Annotated in this window: 18 protein-coding genes; 10 read left to right on the top strand and 8 right to left on the bottom strand. The window is 36.2% G+C overall.

Annotation, left to right across the window (positions count from 1 at the left end; translation table 11 throughout):
- Window positions 1-13: 13 nt before the first annotated feature.
- Together VJJ03_RS05180 and dusB are read left to right on the top strand one after the other, a co-directional pair.
- Window positions 14-841: an HAD family hydrolase gene (locus tag VJJ03_RS05180; RefSeq protein WP_323974243.1), complete on the top strand. Its 828-nt coding sequence runs from the start codon at window positions 14-16 to the stop codon at window positions 839-841.
- A gap of 6 nt (window positions 842-847) precedes the next feature.
- Window positions 848-1,828 carry a tRNA dihydrouridine synthase DusB gene (gene dusB, locus VJJ03_RS05175; RefSeq protein ID WP_323974241.1) on the top strand — a complete coding sequence of 327 codons (981 nt, stop codon included), beginning with the start codon at window positions 848-850 and terminating at the stop codon, window positions 1,826-1,828.
- A gap of 31 nt (window positions 1,829-1,859) precedes the next feature.
- Here dusB and VJJ03_RS05170 read toward each other — a convergent pair whose 3' ends face one another.
- Window positions 1,860-2,321, bottom strand: a complete 462-nt coding sequence (locus tag VJJ03_RS05170) for a macro domain-containing protein (protein ID WP_009745777.1) — start codon at window positions 2,319-2,321, stop codon at window positions 1,860-1,862.
- The gene (gene menD / locus VJJ03_RS05165) at window positions 2,318-3,985 is read right to left on the bottom strand and encodes a 2-succinyl-5-enolpyruvyl-6-hydroxy-3-cyclohexene-1-carboxylic-acid synthase (RefSeq protein WP_323974238.1); all 1,668 of its coding nucleotides are present in this window, start codon (window positions 3,983-3,985) and stop codon (window positions 2,318-2,320) included. Before menD ends, VJJ03_RS05170 begins: the two co-directional genes overlap by 4 nt.
- 221 nt (window positions 3,986-4,206) lie before the next feature.
- Between menD and sucD the strand changes: the two genes are divergently transcribed.
- Window positions 4,207-5,082 (top strand): succinate--CoA ligase subunit alpha, encoded by an 876-nt coding sequence (gene sucD / locus VJJ03_RS05160; RefSeq protein ID WP_323974236.1) that lies wholly within the window; start codon window positions 4,207-4,209, stop codon window positions 5,080-5,082.
- A gap of 226 nt (window positions 5,083-5,308) precedes the next feature.
- Here sucD and VJJ03_RS05155 read toward each other — a convergent pair whose 3' ends face one another.
- The 6 genes from VJJ03_RS05155 to VJJ03_RS05130 all read right to left on the bottom strand — a co-directional run bounded on the left by VJJ03_RS05155 (window position 5,309) and on the right by VJJ03_RS05130 (window position 11,835).
- A complete protein-coding gene (locus VJJ03_RS05155; protein ID WP_009745780.1) occupies window positions 5,309-5,809 on the bottom strand; it encodes a YqiA/YcfP family alpha/beta fold hydrolase in 501 nt (166 codons plus the stop codon).
- A 27-nt stretch (window positions 5,810-5,836) separates the two neighbouring features.
- Entirely contained in the window at window positions 5,837-6,886 is a 1,050-nt protein-coding gene (locus tag VJJ03_RS05150) for a sugar-binding protein (protein WP_323974234.1), read from the bottom strand.
- A 118-nt stretch (window positions 6,887-7,004) separates the two neighbouring features.
- Entirely contained in the window at window positions 7,005-8,465 is a 1,461-nt protein-coding gene (locus tag VJJ03_RS05145; protein WP_323974232.1) for a peptidase M14, read from the bottom strand.
- A 1-nt stretch (window position 8,466) separates the two neighbouring features.
- The gene (locus VJJ03_RS05140) at window positions 8,467-10,872 is read right to left on the bottom strand and encodes a hypothetical protein (protein ID WP_323974230.1); all 2,406 of its coding nucleotides are present in this window, start codon (window positions 10,870-10,872) and stop codon (window positions 8,467-8,469) included.
- 4 nt (window positions 10,873-10,876) lie between these two features.
- Complete coding sequence (locus VJJ03_RS05135; protein ID WP_009745784.1) at window positions 10,877-11,155, bottom strand: DUF4834 family protein; 279 nt, start codon at window positions 11,153-11,155, stop codon at window positions 10,877-10,879.
- Window positions 11,156-11,292: 137 nt separating this feature from the next.
- Entirely contained in the window at window positions 11,293-11,835 is a 543-nt protein-coding gene (locus tag VJJ03_RS05130) for a thioredoxin family protein (RefSeq protein ID WP_009745785.1), read from the bottom strand.
- 141 nt (window positions 11,836-11,976) lie between these two features.
- On the opposite strand from VJJ03_RS05130, the gene VJJ03_RS05125 reads away from it, so the two are divergent.
- From VJJ03_RS05125 to odhB, 7 genes are all read left to right on the top strand, one after another.
- On the top strand, window positions 11,977-13,605 hold the full coding sequence (locus VJJ03_RS05125; protein ID WP_009745786.1) for an AMP-binding protein: 1,629 nt from the start codon (window positions 11,977-11,979) through the stop codon (window positions 13,603-13,605).
- Window positions 13,606-13,616: 11 nt separating this feature from the next.
- The gene (gene cysS, locus VJJ03_RS05120) at window positions 13,617-15,101 is read left to right on the top strand and encodes a cysteine--tRNA ligase (protein WP_323974227.1); all 1,485 of its coding nucleotides are present in this window, start codon (window positions 13,617-13,619) and stop codon (window positions 15,099-15,101) included.
- Between the two features lie 75 nt (window positions 15,102-15,176).
- A complete protein-coding gene (locus VJJ03_RS05115) occupies window positions 15,177-15,812 on the top strand; it encodes a hypothetical protein (RefSeq protein WP_009745788.1) in 636 nt (211 codons plus the stop codon).
- A complete protein-coding gene (locus VJJ03_RS05110) occupies window positions 15,809-16,501 on the top strand; it encodes a hypothetical protein (protein WP_009745789.1) in 693 nt (230 codons plus the stop codon). The genes VJJ03_RS05115 and VJJ03_RS05110 overlap by 4 nt, the downstream gene beginning before the upstream one ends.
- Before the next feature lie 71 nt (window positions 16,502-16,572).
- Window positions 16,573-18,750: an endonuclease MutS2 gene (locus VJJ03_RS05105; protein ID WP_323974225.1), complete on the top strand. Its 2,178-nt coding sequence runs from the start codon at window positions 16,573-16,575 to the stop codon at window positions 18,748-18,750.
- A 465-nt stretch (window positions 18,751-19,215) separates the two neighbouring features.
- A complete protein-coding gene (locus VJJ03_RS05100) occupies window positions 19,216-20,025 on the top strand; it encodes a DUF6291 domain-containing protein (protein WP_323973768.1) in 810 nt (269 codons plus the stop codon).
- 253 nt (window positions 20,026-20,278) lie between these two features.
- Window positions 20,279-21,520, top strand: a complete 1,242-nt coding sequence (gene odhB, locus VJJ03_RS05095) for a 2-oxoglutarate dehydrogenase complex dihydrolipoyllysine-residue succinyltransferase (RefSeq protein WP_323974285.1) — start codon at window positions 20,279-20,281, stop codon at window positions 21,518-21,520.
- The last annotated feature ends 26 nt before the right edge of the window (window positions 21,521-21,546 follow it).

The following is a 21,546-nucleotide window of genomic DNA, read 5'->3' as shown; positions in this document are numbered from 1 at the left end:
TTAATATCATTTGATGCCTTATAAAATTTTGTTCTCCGATATAGATGGTACACTCCTTGATGCACAACGTTCTCTCTCGGCAAGGACGATTAAAGTAATTTCCCAGCTTAAGGAACGTCTGCTCATTATATTTGTATCCTCGCGCATGCCTATACAAATGTACTATCTGCAGGAGAAAGCAGGGCTTCTCGGAATGCCACTAATCGCATACAATGGTGCTTTAGTACTAGGTAGGGAAAGGGAAGTGCTTCACTCTGTGGAGATTTCTCTGCCCCTCTGTGAGCAAATTGTAGCTCTAAATAGAGAGTGTACCTTAGGTAAGTTACATATTAGCTTCTATAATTTTGACAAATGGTACGTCCCTCAAAGAGATATTTGGGCAGTATACGAAGAGCGTAACACTTGTACGACTCCTTTGGTAGAGACCAATGAAAGGGTACTTTCTCTTTGGAGACCTCAAAATAAAGGAGCTCATAAGCTTATGCTTATGGGAGAAGCCCCCTTGGTAGAGGTAATGTGGCAGGCTTTGCAGAGCCAGATGGGCGAACAACTTCAACTCTATAAAGCAAAAAGCACTTGTATAGAGGTTACCTTAAAAAATGTTTCCAAACTTACCGGAATTAAGGCTTTTTTATCCCATCAAAAAAATATTTCACTTTCCGATGCTATTGCTTTTGGTGATAACTATAATGATAAGGAAATGCTCGAAGCAGTAGGTTTAGGAGTCGCTGTAGGCAATGCTCGTGACCAAGTTAAGGCTGTTGCCAAAGCTGTTACAGAACATCATGAGGAAGATGGAGTAGCACAATATTTGGCTCAAATGTTTGATATAGAATTATAAAGAAGAATGGTAAAAATAGGCTCAGTTCCTTTAGGAGATTTTCCTTTACTTCTGGCTCCGATGGAGGATGTTAGCGATCCTCCTTTTCGCCGATTATGTAAGCTCCATGGCGCCGATATGCTCTATAGTGAGTTCATTTCCTCTGAAGGGCTTATTCGTGATGCTATAAAGAGCCGAAAAAAATTAGATATTTTTGAGGATGAACGTCCTGTAGGGATACAGATATTCGGGGGGGATGAGGAGGCTATGTCCCTTTCCGCTCGGATTGTGGAGACTGTTTCTCCTGATGTGGTAGATATTAATTTTGGTTGTCCCGTAAAGAAAGTGGTTGCCAAGGGAGCGGGAGCTGCTGTGTTGAAGGATATTGACCTTATGGTACGCCTTGCTAAAGCGGTAGTGAGAAGTACAAACCTACCTGTAACGGTCAAAACACGACTGGGTTGGGATACTGATTCCATCAATATAGAAGAAGTAGCTGAACGGTTGCAGGACGTAGGTATACAAGCGCTCTCTATCCATGCTCGTACCCGTGTACAGATGTACAAAGGACATTCTGACTGGTCATATATTGCTAAGGTAAAGAATAATCCTCGTATACATATTCCTATCTTTGGAAATGGTGATATTGATTCTCCAGAAAAAGCCTTAGTATATAAAGATAAATATGGAGTAGATGGCATTATGATAGGTAGGGCTGCTATTGGTTATCCTTGGATATTCCATGAGATAAAGCAATACCTTGCTACAGGGGAAAAAGTAGCCCCTCCAACACTTTCACAGCGTGCTGATGTAGCTCTTCAACATTTGCTTTGGGCAGTAGAATGGAAAGGAGAACGCTTAGGTATCTTGGAGACACGTAGGCATTATGCCAATTATTTCAAAGGCATCCCCCACTTTAAGGAATACAAGCAACAACTTGTTACGCTTGATGATCTCTCTGCTCTCAAGAATTTGCTTTTGGAAGTAAAAAATAATGATTTATCTTGAACCTTAACAAGATTCAAAACTTAAAAATTTTTCAAATATCGCATACAAACACTTCTATGTCATTCTGTAGGAGTGTTTGTTCAATAATGGGCTCAATATTTTCCCAAGATCCACCCGCTAAACCACACCCCATACGAGGCATCTGTATACTGGCTTGCTTTTCTATAGCAAAGGCGGCAACTTTTTGTAGAGCCTCCTTAACAGCATTGTAACGGATAGGAGGTAATCCCTTTTCTTCATATATTTTATGCTGCCCAATGATATTGGCAACCCATATATTTTCAGTAACTTGTACAAATTGAACAGCCCCAAGATGAAATCCTTCTCTCTGCTTATACCAATCTTTGTACTGTTTTTCAGGAGTTTTCCACCGTCTGGAAAGGGCTAAGACAAATCCTTTTCCCCAAGCTCCTATGTCATTGCATATATGAGTGATGATGATCTTTCCCTCTGTTTGTGCGAGTGTAGCATCGGCTTTTAAATAATGTATCATGATAAGGCGTTAAAATAATCTTTTAATATAGAGTCATTAAGCTCTCTTGGGGTTAATATTTCCAATAGGGTAGGGGTTTTAGTTTCTTCAGAAAAGAGTTTCTCTAAAGCAGAGACTACTTCCTCTTTGTTCTTTGCACGAAAATAAGTGAATCCGTACATGGTGCAGAGATGCTTTGCAGTAAGTGAGTGAGTAGTTTCCTGAAAAGTCTCAAAGAAAGGGGTATTTTTATCAGTGGGTAAAATCCTAAAAATACCTCCACCAGCATTATTTATTATAATGATTTTAAAATTCTTAGGGATATAGTTACACCATAAAGCATTACTATTATAGAAGAAACTTAAATCTCCTGTAATAAGTAGGGTGGGTAAGTTGTTCACCACACTAGCTCCTATAGCTGTAGAAGTACTTCCATCTATCCCGCTCGTACCTCGGTTACAGTACACCTGCCAACCAGCTTCAGCATTGAAAAGTTGTGCATAACGAATAGGAGCACTGTTACTAATCTGAATATGATAAGGGGTAGGAATACGTTCAAATATAGTTCGGTAAGCATCCATATCCGAAAAAGGAATATTCTCTAAGTATTGAGTTCTCTTTTCAAGAGTTTCCTTATAGAAAGAAAGCCAAATTTTCTTATATGAAGAAGTGATAGAGGGGAGATCATGAGCTACTATCTCAAGAAAAGTATTGATATTTGTCCTGAAATGATGAGTGAGAACAAAAAAAGTATCATATCCGATATGCTCATCTATGTAATAATGAGCTTTAGGAGGGTATTTTCGCAGGAATTCTTTTATTTTTTTAGAAACTACCATTCCTCCAATAGAAATAAGAATATCAGGCTGCAGGAGTTCTTGGAGATTTCTTTTCTCTATAGTTGTAAGAAAAGTATCTATCATACCTATAAAGGATGATTCTACAAGATTAGCAGTATGCTCAGTAAGTACTAATAAAGAGGGATCATTTTTAAGAAAATCTATCCATGATTGTGCTATAGCATTGGGAGAGAGTACTCCTATGAGTACCATTTTTTTCGGAAAAATCCAATCTTTTATAAATTGAGCAATATACTCTGAACTCAAAGGGATTTTCTGTTCTCTTATGGCTTCGTTATGAAAAGTTACCGAAGGGGAAGGAATTGTTTTGTATAAAGGTTCCTCAAAAGGAGCATTGATATGTATAGGTAAGGACTTAATAAAGGCAGTATTAAGAGCTTCATTAAGTAAGTATTCATTATAAGAAAGATCATCTTTTCCCTCTGAGAGATTTGCATTATAGGCAGTGTGCAAGGCAAGTACGTGTTGCTGATGTATGGTTTGCCCATCACCTATATCTATTTTTGAAGCAGGTCGGTCGGCACTAATAACCACTAAAGGTATATTACTATAGTAGGCTTCACTCACTGCTGGGTAATAGTTTAATAAGGCGGAACCAGAGGTACACACAACTATTACAGGTTCTTTCAGTTGCTGAGCCAAACCGAGAGCAAAGAAGCCCGCACTTCTTTCATCTACAATACTATAAGTGGTGAAAAAGGAGTCACTCGCAAAGCCAATAGTTAGTGGAGCATTACGTGAACCTGGTGAGAGCACAATATGGTGAATGTTTTTCTCTTCACAAGCAAGGAGTATCTGTTGAGCTAAGGGAATTTCTGGAAACACGTTTGTTAATAATTAGTATTTTAAAGATAAATAATTAATAGAATGTTATTTATATGACGATGATTTCAATAATTTTGAAGTATTTTATAATACACGGCAAAGATACATATTTCTTAAGAAAGAAGCAAAAAAATCTTAATTCTCATAGAATAGAATTTTTACTTTTTCTTTTGAAAATTAAAAATAAATCAGTAATTTTGTCCTCTAAAAAATTCAAACCAATGAGTGTATTAGTAAATAAAAATTCAAAAATCCTTGTGCAAGGCTTTACAGGGAGTGAAGGAACTTTCCATGCGGAACAAATGATTCAATATGGAACCAATGTAGTGGGGGGAGTAACTCCGAACAAAGGAGGACAAACACACTTAGGAAAGCCTGTTTTCAATTCAGTAAAGGATGCGGTAACAAAAGTAGGAGCAGACACCTCTATCATATTTGTCCCACCTGCATTTGCTGCTGACGCTATTATGGAAGCCGCTGAAGCAGGAATTAAGGTGATTATTACCATTACTGAAGGAATTCCTGTAGCTGATATGGTTAAAGTAGCCGCTTATATTAAGGATAAAGATTGTCGCCTTATAGGACCTAACTGTCCTGGAGTCATTACTCCTGAAGAAGCAAAAGTAGGTATTATGCCTGGATTTGTATTTAAGAAAGGGGAAGTAGGAATTGTTTCCAAATCAGGAACTTTGACTTATGAAGCCGCAGATCAGGTAGTCAGACAAGGATTAGGAATCTCTACCGCTATAGGAATTGGAGGAGATCCTATTATAGGAACGACTACAAAAGAAGCTATAGAACTCTTCATGAATGATCCAGAGACTGAGATTATAGTGATGATAGGTGAAATTGGTGGACAGTTAGAGGTAGAAGCCGCTCGTTGGATTAAGGAAACTGGTAATAGGAAACCCGTAGTTGGCTTTATTGCAGGGGAAACAGCTCCCAAAGGACGTACTATGGGGCATGCAGGGGCTATTGTAGGTGGTAGTGAAGATACTGCTGAAGCTAAAAAACGTATCATGCGTGAATGTGGTATTCATGTGGTAGATTCACCAGCTAAGATTGGTGAAAAAGTAAAAGAAGTCTTTAAAAAATAGACAGTCTTTTTATAAAAGAACTGAATGAGGAAGAATAGGTTAATTCTTATGAGTTAGCCTATTTCTCTGTAGATATAAAATTTCCCTATAATTTATATTATGTAAAATAGAACATAAGAAGAAAGGGGCTCTTATCTGTCTTTCCATCATACAGATCCTTCCACCTTGTTCCACATGTACCTTCGACGATTTTCAGAGAAATCTCATGAAACTCTACAAGTTTTAATCAAATATTAGTTTTTATTCTATGGAAGAAAAAATTTAATTCTCTTGAAAAAAATTCAATAGGATATAGATGTCCCATATTCTGAATTAAGTGTATATCTATTGTTTGTTCGGGTGTTTTTTCCTCTGCAGCAATAGAAAGACTTTTCTCATAGGGAATGACATCATCTTGTATTCCTATAATCAGTAGCATATATTGTTTGTAGGCTTTATCCCAAAAGGGACTAAAGGGTAATTGCGAGCGAAATGATAGAGCGGGGTTAAAGAGTGCGCAGGGTTTATGTAATTTTTGAGCTAAATAGTATCCAATAAGTCCGCCTGCACTTGATCCTATAATAGCCATAACATCCTTGTAATCATTACATAATTGTGAAAATAGTTGAGGTTCATTTTTATAGTCAAAAACGGGAGCAATAACTTGACCATATTTCTGTAACACCTCCCTCCTATCTTCATGTAGGCAACTATCCAATCCATGCAAATATAGGATTTTTTCTGTCATTTATATTGTATTATGTTTTAAAATTTGCTATTTTGAATTAGGCGTAGCTTGGTAATAAGTATATTTTACTTCTGTAAGATATTTTACTTTATTTCCTTGGTAGGTAATTTTCTTAGTTAAATTTCCTTTTGCATCATATCGATAAATAGTTCTTTCTTGCTCTGAATTATCTTTGTAGACAATGTCCTCTAAATCTTCACCATAAGGAGTATATAAGTAGAATATACGCTGTTTTTCCAATCCTTGAGGAGTATACTCGGTATAGTTAGTAATGTCTCCTTGTTTGTTATACAAATAAGATTCCATTGAGGTAATACTATCTTTAGTATTGATGTAAGTAATATCCTTTTGTAAATCATTATATGAATAAAGAATACGATCAGGGATATTACTCTTTTTATAATTATAGAAGAGCTTTTCTATTAGTAAGGAATCTTGTTTATATTTGGAGACTTCCTTATTCTTCAAAAGCCATAATGCCATGTAATAATAGTAAGATTCCTTTTCTATTTCATATCCTTTTGAATTGTATTTGTACACTATTCTATCGGAAAGCTGCCATGATCCTTCGTTATATACATATTCTGTAATATTTGCTATATTTCCGTTTTTATCATATTCTGTATCAAACTTATGGATTACATTTAATGAATCTGAGAAGTCATACTTCATTCGTGTAGTTTCATACCCTAAAGTATCATAAACATAGTTAGTGAGAGTTCTCTTAACTATATTGTTTTTCAAAAATTTATGTATATAGTTCTCAGAAATTTTTCTGTGGTTTTTGTCATAATAGGCAATAATATATTCTTGTAAGCTATCATTTTGGTAGAGATTTTCTATTTCATATCCTTGTTCATCATAGGTCAATGAGATCTGATAATCCAGTATCTGTTTTGTTTCTCTTGTAAGAGAATCCTCTATGAAAATGTAATTGATAAAGGATTGTGTTTTTATACTCCCTTGCAAATTTTCATTTTTCAAATGAGGGTTAGGTTTTTTAGCCACTGGTTTCTGTGGTGTGGAGGTACAAGAGAACAAAAATAAAGATATAATAATATAAAATAAAAGTCTCATCAAATACGAATTTGTCTATTTAGTAGAATAATACTTAATTTTAAAAGGAAAAAATAGGGAAAATCTGCAGTGAAAAACAGATTTATATCCTAAAAATATTATTAAATATATAACATTTCTAATCAATGTTATCTTCTATACTGAACACAGGGTATACCCAAATACTATCCTTTGGAGAAGATAGAAGAAAAAGCATATTTTCTTTCATAAAGTTATTATCAGCGTGAGGTTCTAAGGTTTCTATAAGATATTTCCTTCCTTTTTGTTCTGTGTTAATAATAATATCTCCTTTTCTTACGGCTATTTTTTGTTTCTTTAGTGTTAATTTGTGTTGGATATCTTTATAATTGAGCAAGGAGAGACTATCTTTAGAGATTTTTAAGATGTAAGAATTTACACTTATCAAGGAATCCTTCTCGAATCTATCCATTTCTATGCTATTGCGTTTGAAATTATCTATAACTTTAGTGAAAAGTTGAGGGATTATATAGGTTTTAGGTATAGATATAGTTTCTTGAGGAATATAGTTTCTCTTATCAAGAGGATGAATATTCAAGGAATCTTGTATAGGTTGTGAAACGTAGGAGAGTATATATTCTCTTTGTTGCAATATTTCTTTATTATCTAACTGTTGTAAGTTCTGTATAAGTTCTTTATGAGAGTTAGTAAGTAGAACAATACATTTCAAAGCGTTGTACATTTCCTCTACTCTATTTTTGTAGGGACTCTCTTTTTTAGTAGCTATATATAATCCTATGGTATTCCAGAGAGATACATATCCTATGGAAGAACTTATACCGGATTGTCTTTCTGTAGGATAAGGTAATAGTTCTCTTGATTGAGAAAGGCTATCTATAGGATTTTTGTTTGCTATTCTCAGAGAATCTGATAATTGAGAAAGGAAATTATCTTTCAAATAATACTTTATTTTTCCTAATTTTTCAGGGAAAATGGTCTGATAGAAAATCGCATTAGGGATATCCTTTCCCTGCAGGGAACGTGTATCTATGAAAATGTGAGGATTCAATTGATGAAAAATATCTACAAAAGAGCGTGTATTAAGGCTCTTATTTTCTATAAAATCATTAGATAAATCATTATTTATAAAAGTATTGATATGGTTCTTAAAGAGAGATTCTTTTTCCATTAATCCCAGATAATTCATAATAGGAATAGTAACTACTACGGTATTTTCAGGGATTTCCACCTGTTTTTGTGCCAAATTTCTCATAAGTTGCATGGTGGCATCTATACCTTCACTTTCATCTGCATTTACACCATTGGCGATGAGCACAATCATTTTATTCTTCCTTATCCGATTGAGGTCAAAGGTACTATCACTGTTGAAAATAACCAAATATAAAGGGATACCACTATCTGTTTCTCCCATTGTTTTCATAGAAATAGATCCATAATTAGTAGCTAATTTCTTGTAAAAAGCAATGGTTTCTTCATAAGAAGTTGTTCCATTACCATTTGTTAGTTCAAAAGGAGTCAGAAAGTCCTCTTCTGGGGTGAAAAGAGGAGTATTACAAGAACAAAATAAAAGTAATATAAATATTATTTTTATGTTTCTCATGTTATTTTATCTTTTTAGAAACAAAAATGGCACCTATAGTGATTAAAACAAAGAGAATAGAAGCAAAGAACATAATCCATCCGCCTATTTTAACCAATTTGGGAGAAAAAACAAATTCAATAGTATGTTCTCCTGCTGGAATCTCAATAGCTCTAAGGGTATAATCCACTTGGTAAATAGGAGTTTCTTTTTGACCATCTATCACAGCTTTCCAACCATGAGGATAGTAAATTTCTGAGAAAACAGCTAAACCATTTTGGGAATTATGAGAAGTGTAAACCATTCTATCAGGTTCGTATTCCTTTAACTTAACAGAAGCCAAACTATCTACTTGGTAGAACTTGTCTTTTAAGGACTTATCTGAAGTTATGGCATTCTTTTTAGGAGAGAGTGTGTCCAAGGATTGCATAAGTTTGTCTGCATTCTCAACTACAGAGAGGCGCTGTACGAACCAAGCATTTCCCAGTGCATCAGGATTTTTTATTACTATAGTTCTTCCTTCCTTATCTGTTTGTAATATATATTTTACATTTAAAAGATTAAGAACCTGAGGATTTTTGTTATTATAAAACTGGTAATCAAATAATTCTTGTATTCTACGAGGTTTTGCAGCATGATATCCTCCCACTGAATGGAAAGAATAAGAGGTTCTCGCCCCATTCAATGCTTCATCAAGAGAAAATACACGAAAATACTCTTTATCTTCTAATATTTTTTTCTCTTCTTTGGAAAGAATGAAGTAATTTTCTGTTTCAGAAGGAAAAGAATAAGAGTCCTCAGATAGATAACGCTTAGTAACACCTGCTATATCGCTAACTAACAAAATAGTAATAAAAACAAAAGCTACTTTTTCATTGAGTTTTTCTATGGAAAAGGCATACAGTATTCCGAAAATGATTATCGTATAGATAAAACTTCTAAGAATATCAGTTGTATACATAGATTCTCTATCTTGACGGATAAGCCGCATGAGATCATCTCCGTAAGCTTGTGAATAATAAGTGTCTCCAGTTCCTTGAAAAGAAAGACTTCCCTTTGCCAGCCATAAGAGCAGTAACAATCCTCCTACAATAGCTGTGGTATAATACAGATACTTCTTTGCCTCTTCTCTTTTGTCATAAGTTAGGTACTGATAAAGCCCTAAAATAGCCAATGCAGGCATACAGAATTCCAAGATAGTTTGCACTGAAGATACTGCACGGAACTTGTTATATAAAGGGAAATAATCAATCATGAAATTTGTTAACAGTCCGAAATTTTTGCCCCAAGATAGTAATAAAGAGATAACAATTCCAGCCAAGAGCCACCATTTAGCCTTACGCTTTACAATAAATAAGGCTAATATGAAAAGAAAAAAGACAACAATTCCTATATAAGCAGGAGCAGCCACAATGGGTTGCTCTCCCCAATAAGTTGGTAGATGCTGAGTGAACTGCAATACTTGATTAGGAGGATAATTATTGGCTATTAAGTAATTATATACAGCTGATTTTTCTCCTAAATTTTCATGATTGGAGCCTCCTAACAGTCTGGGAACAATAAGATCCAGACTCTCATAGATACCATAGCTATATTCAGTAATATAATCCTTGGAAAGTCCAGTAGTATTAGTTTTAGGCTGTCCTTGTGCAGTAAGGGTTAAGTCTGATTTGCCTCGAGTACTAAAAGCTTCATATTCCTTAGTAGTTAATAATAAGGTTGCATTCATGAGTATTGCCAATAAGGCAGCACCACATAATACAGCTACTGATTTGATATAGGGTTTTAGCTCCTTATTTTTAATAGCTTGGTAAAGCCTAACCCCTCCTAAGATTATAACCAATAAGAGTAAATAATAAGTCATCTGAAAGTGATTAGCATTGATTTCCAATGCCAGAGCTAAGGTGGTGAGCAGAAATCCCCATAGGTATTTCCGCTGAAAAGATAGAAGAATTCCTGCCAATACAAAACCAAAATACCCAATAGCATGCGCTTTGGCATTGTGTCCTACGGTAAGAATGATGATAAGGTAAGTAGAGAAACCAAAAGCAAGTGCTCCTAAAAAGGCATATCTATAATTAACTTTTAGAGCTAATAAAAATATATAAAAACTAATAAAATATAGAAATAAATAATCCGCTGGGCGAGGCAAAAATCGTATAACTCTATCCAGTTTTTTTATGTAATTATAAGGATATTCTGCCCCTAATTGGTAAGTAGGCATTCCTCCGAAAGCACTATTTGTCCAATAGCTTTCACGTACCTGCCTGAAATCATTTCGTTCTTTAGACATTCCTATATACTGCACGATATCACTCTGCTGTATTTCTTTTCCCTGCAGAATAGGATAAAAGAAAGCCAAAGCAATTCCTACAAAGAGGAGTATACATACTAAATGAGGGAGTATATGTTGAAGTTTTTCTTTCATAAATCTATTCAATTTCTTCAAAATCAATATATTCTCCTACTATTTTCTTTTCTTTAGGTTGTTTTCCTCCTTTAGTAGAAGAATTATAATACTGCTGTGCATTATTCTCTTGCTTGGACTGTTCTTGGAAAAGTTGTTTTTCCATGGCATCCATCCGTCTTTTTATAAAGAAGCGTAAAACAAGAGGAGCTAAAAGTATTGTGATCCAAAATCCAATGGCAAATATAAATAGAATAATAAATAGACCTTCAAAAAAATCCATAAAAGAGGCTTGTTGTATCATAATTCAAATTTTCGCCAAAAGTACATTTTTTCCTATAACCTACCAAATTTTAGTGGAAAAATTTTTTACAAAACATAAAAAAATCATCTCAAAGATATTTTGAGATGATGAAAATTAAAAATGTAATAAATATGAAATTAATTTTTAAAAGTCCCTTTAAAATTTTTCATATATTTATCATAAGCCTCTTGAGTAGTTACTGTAAGATATGTATTTTCTCCCAAGAACTTAATTATGGGTTCTAACTGTGTAGCAGTCAAATAACCAGTAATAGGGAATATAGGGGCACTTTTTTCATCAAAAACAAGCATAGTAGGATATGCACTCACCCCTAATGCTCCTGCAAAATCATGCATTCCATTACGGGTATTGGCTTTTGCTGGATCATAGTTATTATTCTTATAGGTAACTCCTTTGTAAGAAATATCCTCATTTCCCTCTGCATTGAATTTTACAGCATAGAACTTATCATTAATATATTTTACAAGGTCTTTGTTTTTGAATGTTTTTTCTGATAACATTTTACAAGGACCACACCACGCAGTGTATACATCAACAAATATTTTTTTGGGGTTTTTCTTTTGAGCAGATAGTGCTTCATTCATACTCATCCACTTAATCTCCTGTGCGGAGACTACACTAATCATAAGTACTAAAAGTACTGAAAAAATTTGTTTCATTGAACTTTCTTTTAATTTTCTTTTGACTATCAAAAATAATGCCAAACTTTGTATAAGGTGTTTTTATAAGAAAAAATACCCATCTTATCTATTTTTCTCATTTATTTTTTATATTTTTGCCACTGGTTAAAAAAGAGAAATATGAACACTGCTTATGCTTATACTCATGGAGCTTCAGCCATTCCTTTGCTTGGAGAAACCATAGATGAGAACTTAAGAAAAACTGTTGAAAAATATCCTACACAAGAGGCTCTTATATGTGCTCATCAGAATTACCGTGCCACATACGAGGAGTTTTATGAACAGGTGTCACAGGTAGCTAAAGGGCTCATTGCATTAGGAGTAAAGCGAGGCGACCGTGTGGGAGTATGGTCTCCCAATTGTTACCAATGGACTCTGTTGCAATATGCTACTGCAAAGATAGGAGTTATCTTAGTGAATATTAACCCTGCTTATCGTACCAGTGAATTAATATATGTGATTAATCAATCAGGATTATCTGTTATGTTTTCTGCACTTCAATTTAAGAGCAGCAACTATAAGAAAATGATGGATGATGCTCGTGAATTCACCGATACTATCCGAAAAGTGATTTTTTGGGATGAGAGTTGGGATCGCTTCCTAAAGGAAGGTGAGCGTATCTCTAATGATACGCTATTGAGGCGAGAGGAAAAGGTACAATTTGATGATCCGGTGAATATCCAATACACTTCGGGGACTACAGGAAACCCTAGAGGAGTTACCCTTTCTCATCATAACATTCTGAACAATGCTTATTTTATAGGAATAAGAATGAACTATACCCACCTTGATAGGGTGTGCATTCCTGTGCCTTTCTACCATTGTTTTGGTATGGTTATTGGGAACTTAGCTTGTACCGTACATGGAGCTACTATGGTCATTCCTAATGATAGCTTCAACCCTATTAAAACTTTAGAAGTAGTGGAGCGAGAGCGCTGTACTTCCCTCTATGGGGTGCCTACGATGTTTATTGCGGAATTGCATGAGATGGAACAAAAGGTTTACGACCTCTCTTCACTTCGCACAGGGGTTATGGCAGGTTCTTTATGTCCGCCTGAAATTATGAAAAAGGTGAAGGAACAGATGAACATGCATGAGATTACCATCTGCTATGGAATGACAGAGACCTCCCCTGTTTCCACCCAAACAAAGATAGGGGTACCCTTTGAAAAACAAATCTATTCAGTAGGTACCATACAGGACCATTTGGAGATAAAGATTATAGACCCTCAAACAAAAGCTATTCTAAAGCGTGGTGAAAGTGGAGAACTCTGTACACGAGGTTATTCAGTAATGCTTAAGTATTGGAATAGTCCTGATGCTACCAAGCAAGTATTAGATGAACAGCGATGGATGCATACAGGAGACCTTGCTATGATGGATGAAGAAGGCTACTTACACATCTCAGGACGTATCAAAGACCTTATCATTCGCGGAGGAGAAAATATTTCCCCTAAGGAAATAGAAGATTTTCTTTATACCTACAAAGGGGTAATGGATGCCCAAGTAATAGGAGTCCCCAGTGAAAAGTATGGCGAAGAAATTATGGCATGGATTAAGCCTAAAGAAGGTGTTACCATCACCGAAGAGGAGATACGTGCCTTCTGTAAGGATAGAATTGCCCATTATAAGATACCTAAATATTGGAAATTTGTCAGCGAGTTCCCTATGACTATCTCAGGAAAAATACGTAAGGTAGAAATGCGTGAAATAGCAGCACGCGAATTAGGACTCACAACGGAAGAATAAAAAATGTAATTATGAATCATCAACTAAAAATATTTAATTCCCTCACAGGAGAAAAAGAAGTTTTTGTGCCTTTGCACGCTAATCATGTAGGAATGTACGTTTGTGGTCCCACCGTGTATAGCAATGTCCACTTGGGCAATGTACGTACTTTTATGTCATTTGATTTTGTGTATCGTGCTCTCAAGTTCTTAGGGTATAAGGTGCGCTATGTTCGTAATATTACCGATGCAGGACATCTTACGGATGATGGTGATGTAAATAACGATCGTTTTGTAAAACAATCTCGCCTCGAGAAACTCGAACCTATGGAGATTGTTCAAAAATATACGGTTGATTTTCACAAAGTATTAGAGATCTTCAATCTTCTTCCACCTACTATTGAACCTACGGCGACAGGACATATTTTGGAACAGATACAACTCACTGAAAAGCTCCTTAAGGATGGTTTCGCCTACGAAAGCAACGGCTCAGTATATTTTGATGTACTTGAGTACAACAGACGTGGGCTCAATTACGGCGAACTTTCTCGCAGAAATATTGAAGAACTCTTCGCCAATACCCGTGACTTAGACGGACAGGGTGAAAAGCGTAATCCTCAGGATTTTGCCCTATGGAAGAAAGCCTCTCCTGCTCATATTATGCGTTGGGCTTCTCCTTGGGGAGATGGTTTTCCTGGTTGGCACTTGGAATGTACGGTAATGAGTACCAAATATTTGGGTAATCAATTTGATATACATGGAGGAGGGATGGATCTTAAGTTCCCTCACCACGAATGTGAGATTGCGCAAGGAAAGGCAGGACATGGAGAAAGTCCTGTACGCTACTGGATGCATGCTAATATGCTCACGATGAACGGACAGCGTATGAGCAAATCCACAGGCAATTACATTCTGCCTATGCAGCTGGTCTCTGGCAATAATACTTTCTTTGAGAAACCCTTTGCACCTGCAGTGGTTCGCTTTTGCTTTATGCAAGCGCACTACCGCAGCGTATTGGACATCTCCAATGAGGCAATGCTTGCCGCTGAGAGGGGATTTGCTCGCCTGATGGAGGCTATGAAAACCATTAATGAACTTGCCCCTACCAGTAATACTCCTACAGCACTTACTACTATGATAGAGAATTGGAAAGATAAATGTTATGATGCTCTTTTAGATGATTTCAATTCGCCTATGCTTATAGCGCACCTTTTTGAAGCGGTCAAATGGATTTTTCAAGTGAAAAATGATGAGGAAAAGATCTCTGCTGCTGAACTTAAAGAACTGCAAACCCTTATGAATGCTTTTGTTTTTGATGTATTGGGTTTACAAAGTGAAGAACAAACCAATAATTATAATGACAAGCTTGATGGGGTACTCCAGTTGCTTATCAATATGCGAGAAGAAGCTCGCGCTAACAAAGATTGGACACTTTCCGATAAAATTCGTAATGAACTCTTAACGATTGGTATCCAGCTCAAGGACGGCAAGGAAGGAACATCTTACAATGTAATTTAGATAAAAATATAAGAAACTAATTGAAGGATTAGGCTTGAAAATATATACAAACTTATTATTAATTAGGGACGTATAATGAATTTATATTATAAACAAGTACAGATATTAGTTTTTTGTTTGATTGCTTTTATATCAAATATTGCATTATCACAAAATATAAGAGTAACTTATGCTTATGGAAGTAAGGATAAAGAAACTCAAGAATTAATGGATTTTGAAAATATCTATTCAGAACAGTTAATTTTTAAAGGAGCCTCTCTTGAAGGAAAACATTATGAAATTAGCATACAAGAGTTTACCCATGGGGAAAAAACCAATACAAAGCTCCTTTTTGATTCCTCTGAGATGGAATTTCTCAGGAATAATTCAAAAAAATTATCCCTAAAGTTCTTTTTTAAAATCACTGAAGGAAAACTAAAATCTGTTGTAAAGGGAATGCACTTTAGCAGTGCTAAGGTATATAATGAATTGAAAGACAACGCTGATTGGTATGTGTTAAAAGATTTTTTTGGATCAAAAAAAGAATGGTTTATTTCCGGTAATTTAGATAGAGAAATACCTATTTTGGCTATTATTACACCAAGAATGAATGCAGACGGGACAAAATCTTACTGTGAAGTAGTTCAATCAAAAATAATCCCTGAAGAATTTGGATTACATTTTAAAATTCCACATTATTTTTTAATAACTATCAAATTTAAAGAGAAATGAAATTCTTTGTTGTTTTACTTTTACTCATAAATGATACTGTTTTTGCTCAAATAGAAGGTGGATTTGCTATAATAAATGACAAAGATGGTTATGTAAATGTACGAAAAGAAAAAAGTGTCCACAGCAAAGTGGTTAAAAAACTTGACAACAATACCCTTATTTTTGTTTTTGAATATGATAAGGCTCAGGAGGGCAATTGGATCTATGCTGATAACGACGGATACATCTATAATGATAGAGTCAAATGGGTAGAAAAAATACCAAAAATAGCCAAAGGTATTGACAAAGGAAATGCTCTTGTCTTTGAAGGAAAAGGAATTCAGGTAACCCTTACCTCTGGAAAGTTTGACAAGAGAAAACATTCATTCAAGTATCATAAAGAATACCATGATGTAATAGAAAAAATAGATGGAAAACCTTTTTGGGGAACAGATGGTAATATGCCCAAGGAAGAATATAAGAGTATTGAGGTAAATATCCATGGAAAACAAATTTCTATTCCTAAAAGTGCTTATAGTGATTTGTATGCACCTAATTCTTATACAGACTTTCATTCTGCCCATTATGACAAAGACAGCGATACACTCTATATAGTGGCAAATAATGGTGATGGAGCAGGTGCTTATATGGTCTGTTGGCAGATAGAAAAAGGTGTCTACAAAGGGAGAAAAGTAGGGATTCCTTTTTAGTCATGGAAATTATGACTAAAAATTATAATTAAGGTACAAATCATTGAAACTTTAAAAAGAAACATACTCTTATGAATACAAAGACCTTGGAGGATTTGGAATTTATTACCCTTTTATCTTTAGTGGCTGCGCACACCCATACTCCTAAAGGGAAAGAAAAGGTGCTTGCACTAAAGCCATTGATTAATAGGGAGGCGATCACTACACTCCTACTCCAGACCAACGAGTACTTGACCTCCTTGGAAACACAGAACTATATCCCTTCTCATAACTTTGAAGAAATAGATCATGAGATACGCTTTCTTACCATAGAAAATAGCCTATTGGAACCGCATTCATTTGTTAAGATACGTGCTTTGAGCCAAACAGTTAATGCTCATTTAATTTTCTTTAAGAAATTTTATGACTACTATCCTACAATTGCTTCCTTATCTGAATCAATTCCTTATACTGAAGAAATAATCAAGGCAATCGATAACATTCTGGACAAGTTTGGTGAAATCAAGTCCGATGCTTCCGAAAAGCTTTACCAAGTGCGCACTGAGATAGCTACCCTCAAAGGGAAAATCAACCAGAGTTTCTCCCATGCTCTGTCTGAGTATAATACCTTAGATTATTTGGACGATATTCGGGAAACCGTGGTGGAGAACAGGCGTGTACTCGCTGTAAAAGCCACTTACAAACGCAAAGTGCGGGGTACAGTGCTCGGAAGTTCAAAAACGGGCAGCATTATTTACATAGAACCACACATTACTGAGCAATATTCCCGAGAACTTTCTCACCTGTTTCATGAGGAAAGAGAAGAAATAAGGCGTATCCTATTGCAACTTACCAATATCCTACGCCCTTTTGCTGACCTTCTTACCCAAAAACAAGACTACTTAATTACGATAGATGTAATTGCTGCCAAAGCCTACTTCGCTAAAGAAACACATTCCCTTTTGCCTGAATTGACAAATGAACGTGTGTTAGAACTTAGAGAGGCTTATCATCCTTTACTCATGCTAAGCAATGCAAAAAAAGGAAAACAAACCTTCCCACAAACCATTCGGTTGGATGACCAGCAACGCATTATTGTCATTTCAGGACCTAATGCTGGAGGAAAGAGCATTACCCTAAAGACTATTGGGCTACTACAACTGATGCTACAAACGGGCTTGTTACTACCCGTTCATAGAAAAAGTAAATTACCTATTTTCACTCATATCCTTACCGATATTGGAGATAATCAATCTATTGAGAATCACCTGAGCACCTATAGTTATCGCCTCAAGAATATGAACTACTTTCTTAGGAAGTGTAATGAGACAACCCTTTTCCTCATTGATGAGTTTGGAACGGGAAGTGATCCTGAACTGGGGGGAGCTCTGGCAGAAATCTTTTTGGAGGAGTTCTACCATCGGAAAGCCTTTGGGGTAATCACCACTCACTATGCTAACCTTAAGATATTGGCTAATGAACTTCCTTTTGCTACCAATGCCAATATGCTTTTTAATAATAAGACACTGGAGCCTATTTACAAACTCATCATAGGCGAGGCTGGAAGTTCTTTTACCTTTGAGGTAGCCCAGAAAAATGGTATTCCCTATAGCCTCATCAATCGTGCTAAAAAGCGTATAGAAAAAGGCAAAGTCCGTTTTGATGCCACCATTGCTAAACTACAAAAGGAGCGTTCAGAAATGGAGAAAACGACCTCTTCTCTTAAAGAAGAAGAAGAGAAAACACGGGAGGAGGCCAAGCGCTTGGAGACGCTTAATAACAAGATACAAAGCAAACTCTCTTCCTATCAGGAACTCTACGACCAAAATCAGAAGTTTATCTATCTGGGTAGTAAAATCAATGAGATCGCCGAACGCTACTTTGAGGATAAGAAGCGCCGCCCGCTTATCTCCGAATTTCTCAAGATAGTGGAGACGGAAAACAGCAAGCGAAAAACCAAAAGCAAAAAGGAAAAAGAAGCTGAAGAAGCTCAAAAAAAATTGGCTCAGGAACAATTGCATAAGGAAATAGAAGCTGTTCGTCAGCAGAAGAAAATAGAGAAGAAAGCTCGTGAACACTCCCAGAAACAGGAAAAAATAGCACAGATACAATCCTTAAAAGTAGGTGACAGAGTACGAATAAAGGATAGCAAATCGGTAGGAGTTATTGATAAAATAGAGAAAGATAAGGCGCTTATTAACTATGGCATTTTTACCACCCTCACTGCTCTTTCCCAATTAGAATTGGTAGAGAAAAACAAAAATAAGTAACAAGTATATCCCCACACTCGCCGTGTGCGATACTTACTATCCCCGTTATCGCTTAAAACAAAGACAAAAAAGAAGAAAAATACAAATACAAAAAAATAAAGAAGAAGAAGAAATAAAATAAGGAACGAAAAACAAACAACGAAATCATTCATCATCACCAGCGACTTCTCCATTTTTCAAGAAAAAGGATTCTTTACCCTCCTTTGAAAGTGAAAAGTATAGCCAGCGAGTGCCCACAGCTGGGTATGTGGGTGAATAATGAATAGTGAACAGTTAAAAGTGAATAGTTAAAAGTGAAGAATTTTTCGTTTTTCACTTTTCGTTTTTCACTTATTAAGGGGTGGACACTTCTCTGTCAGTTTTTCCTTGACATAGCTACAAAAATGTTGTATATTTGCGGTGTTATTGAAGGAAGCACATCGCCCTTCAGCTTCATGATTTCAGTAAACAAATCCCTTCATTATTATGAAAAAATTCTTCATCCTCTACAATGACATGCTCGAAGTACTGGACGAGCTCACCGACGAACAAGCCGGTAAACTCTTCAAAACCATCAGAGCCTATCAGCAACACCTAAACAATCATCTTGACCCTCAACCGCAAGAGATTCCTCCCTTCCCTGTGGATGACTTTGTAACTCGCATTGCCTTTGCCTCCTTCAAGGCTCAGTTCAACCGAGAAGCCAAACAGTGGCACCAAAGCGCCGTGAATAACAGAAAAAAGGGACGTATGGGAAACCTTAAGCGGTGGCATCCTGAGCTTTACAACAAAGTAGTAGCCCAAGAACTCTCCTTAGAAGAAGCTGAAGAGGAGGCTCGTAGTAAAAAAGCCCGTCCTTCCAAGGGAAAAGAAACTAAAAAAGAGGAAAACATAGCGGAGCCTGCCCATAATTCTATGGAAAGTATCTCTATAGACCAGATTGTCCCTTATATTCCTAAAAAAAGGAATACATACTGGGAGATTAAACCCATAGAAGCACTTAAGGAGGAATACCTTAGCAATGAAAGGCTTACACAAGTAATGTTCAAGATACTAAATATCAATGATAAGCAACAGCTCTCTAAGCTCTTGTGTCAGTTCCACGAACACTTGGAATCACAGGGAGAATATGAGAAAGATATTCGGGACTACTGTAGCCATTTTAAGAATTGGATCCGGAAAAGGAAACAGGAGGAGGCAGTAGAGAAGCAGAAAAAAGCCGAAGAACAAGCACAATACCCCAGATACAGAACCTTCGGAATGAATGAACACGGGCAGGCGGTATACCTAGATTAAGTGAAAAGTGAAAAGTGAAAAATGAAGTCACACAAGCAAATATGAACAGGTGAGAGGGTGAGAAATATAATCTGTAAAAGGAATATATATGAGGGAAGTTACCTTACACAAGCCAGTTAGGTAAAATAGAAAAAAAACATTTTTTTTATTGTAAATTCTATATTTTTTAGTATCTTTGTGCAAATTTTTTTCTTCAATCAAAGAAGAAGTATCTAATCAAAAAATTTACTTAGAACTAAAAGAAAAATTTATGATTTTAGAAATGAAAGTCCCTTCTCCAGGGGAATCAATCACTGAAGTAGAAATCGCTACTTGGCTTGTCAAAGATGGCGATTATGTAAAGAAAGACCAAGCCATTGCGGAAGTAGATTCTGATAAAGCAACTCTTGAACTACCTGCTGAAGCTAGTGGTATCATCACCCTTAAGGCACAAGAAGGGGATTCCGTAGCCGTAGGAGAAGTGGTATGCCTTATTGATACTGACGCACAGGCTCCTACTGAGACCGCTGCTGCTGTAAAAGAAGCTCCTACCTCTACCCCTGCAATAGCGACTACTGCTGCCCTTGTAGCGACTACTCCTAAAGTAGAAAATCCAGTACCTACAAGCTATGCCACAGGAGAGGCTTCTCCTGCTGCTAAAAAGATTTTAGCAGAAAAACAAATCCCAACCAGTGAAGTGAAAGGCACAGGTAAAGGAGGACGTATCACTAAAGAAGACGCTCTTAATGCACAACCCGCACGCCATAGCATGGGAACTCCTACCAATGAAAAGAGAAGTGAAAAACGCTCTAAACTCTCCATGCTTCGCCGTAAAGTAGCCGAACGATTAGTTTCTGTAAAAAATGAAACTGCCATGCTTACCACTTTCAACGAAGTGGATATGTCAGCCATTTATGAAATACGTAATGAATATAAGGATATCTTCAAGGAACACCATAATGTAAGTTTAGGCTTCATGTCCTTTTTCACTTTAGCAGTAGTGCGTGCCCTTAAGATGTTCCCCGATGTCAATTCCATGATTGATGATAAGGAAAAAATTACCTATGAATACTGTGATATTTCCATTGCAGTTTCCGGACCTAAGGGACTAATGGTGCCTGTCATTCGCAATGCTGAGAATCTTTCTTTCCGTGGTGTAGAAGCAGAAGTAAAACGTTTGGCTACACGTGCACGTGACGGACAAATTACAGTGGACGAGATGACCGGAGGTACATTCACCATTACCAACGGAGGGGTTTTTGGAAGTATGCTCTCCACTCCTATTATTAATCCTCCACAATCCGCTATTCTGGGAATGCACAATGTAGTAGAGCGTGCTATTGTACGCAGTGGGCAAATTGTGATAGCTCCTGTGATGTACATTGCCCTTTCCTATGACCACCGAATCATTGATGGACGGGAATCTGTAGGCTTCCTAGTAGAGGTGAAAAAAGCTCTTGAAAATCCTGTGGAACTCTTAATGGATAATGATCTTAAAAAAGCTTTGGAACTTTAGTAAATGTTGTTACTTGTCCATAAATC

The sequence above is a fragment of the Capnocytophaga sp. G2 genome (assembly GCF_035282625.1).
Classification (GTDB): Bacteria; Bacteroidota; Bacteroidia; order Flavobacteriales; family Flavobacteriaceae; genus Capnocytophaga.
The sequence above is the reverse complement of the archived record's forward strand: the minus strand, read 5'-3'. Positions and strand labels throughout refer to the sequence as shown.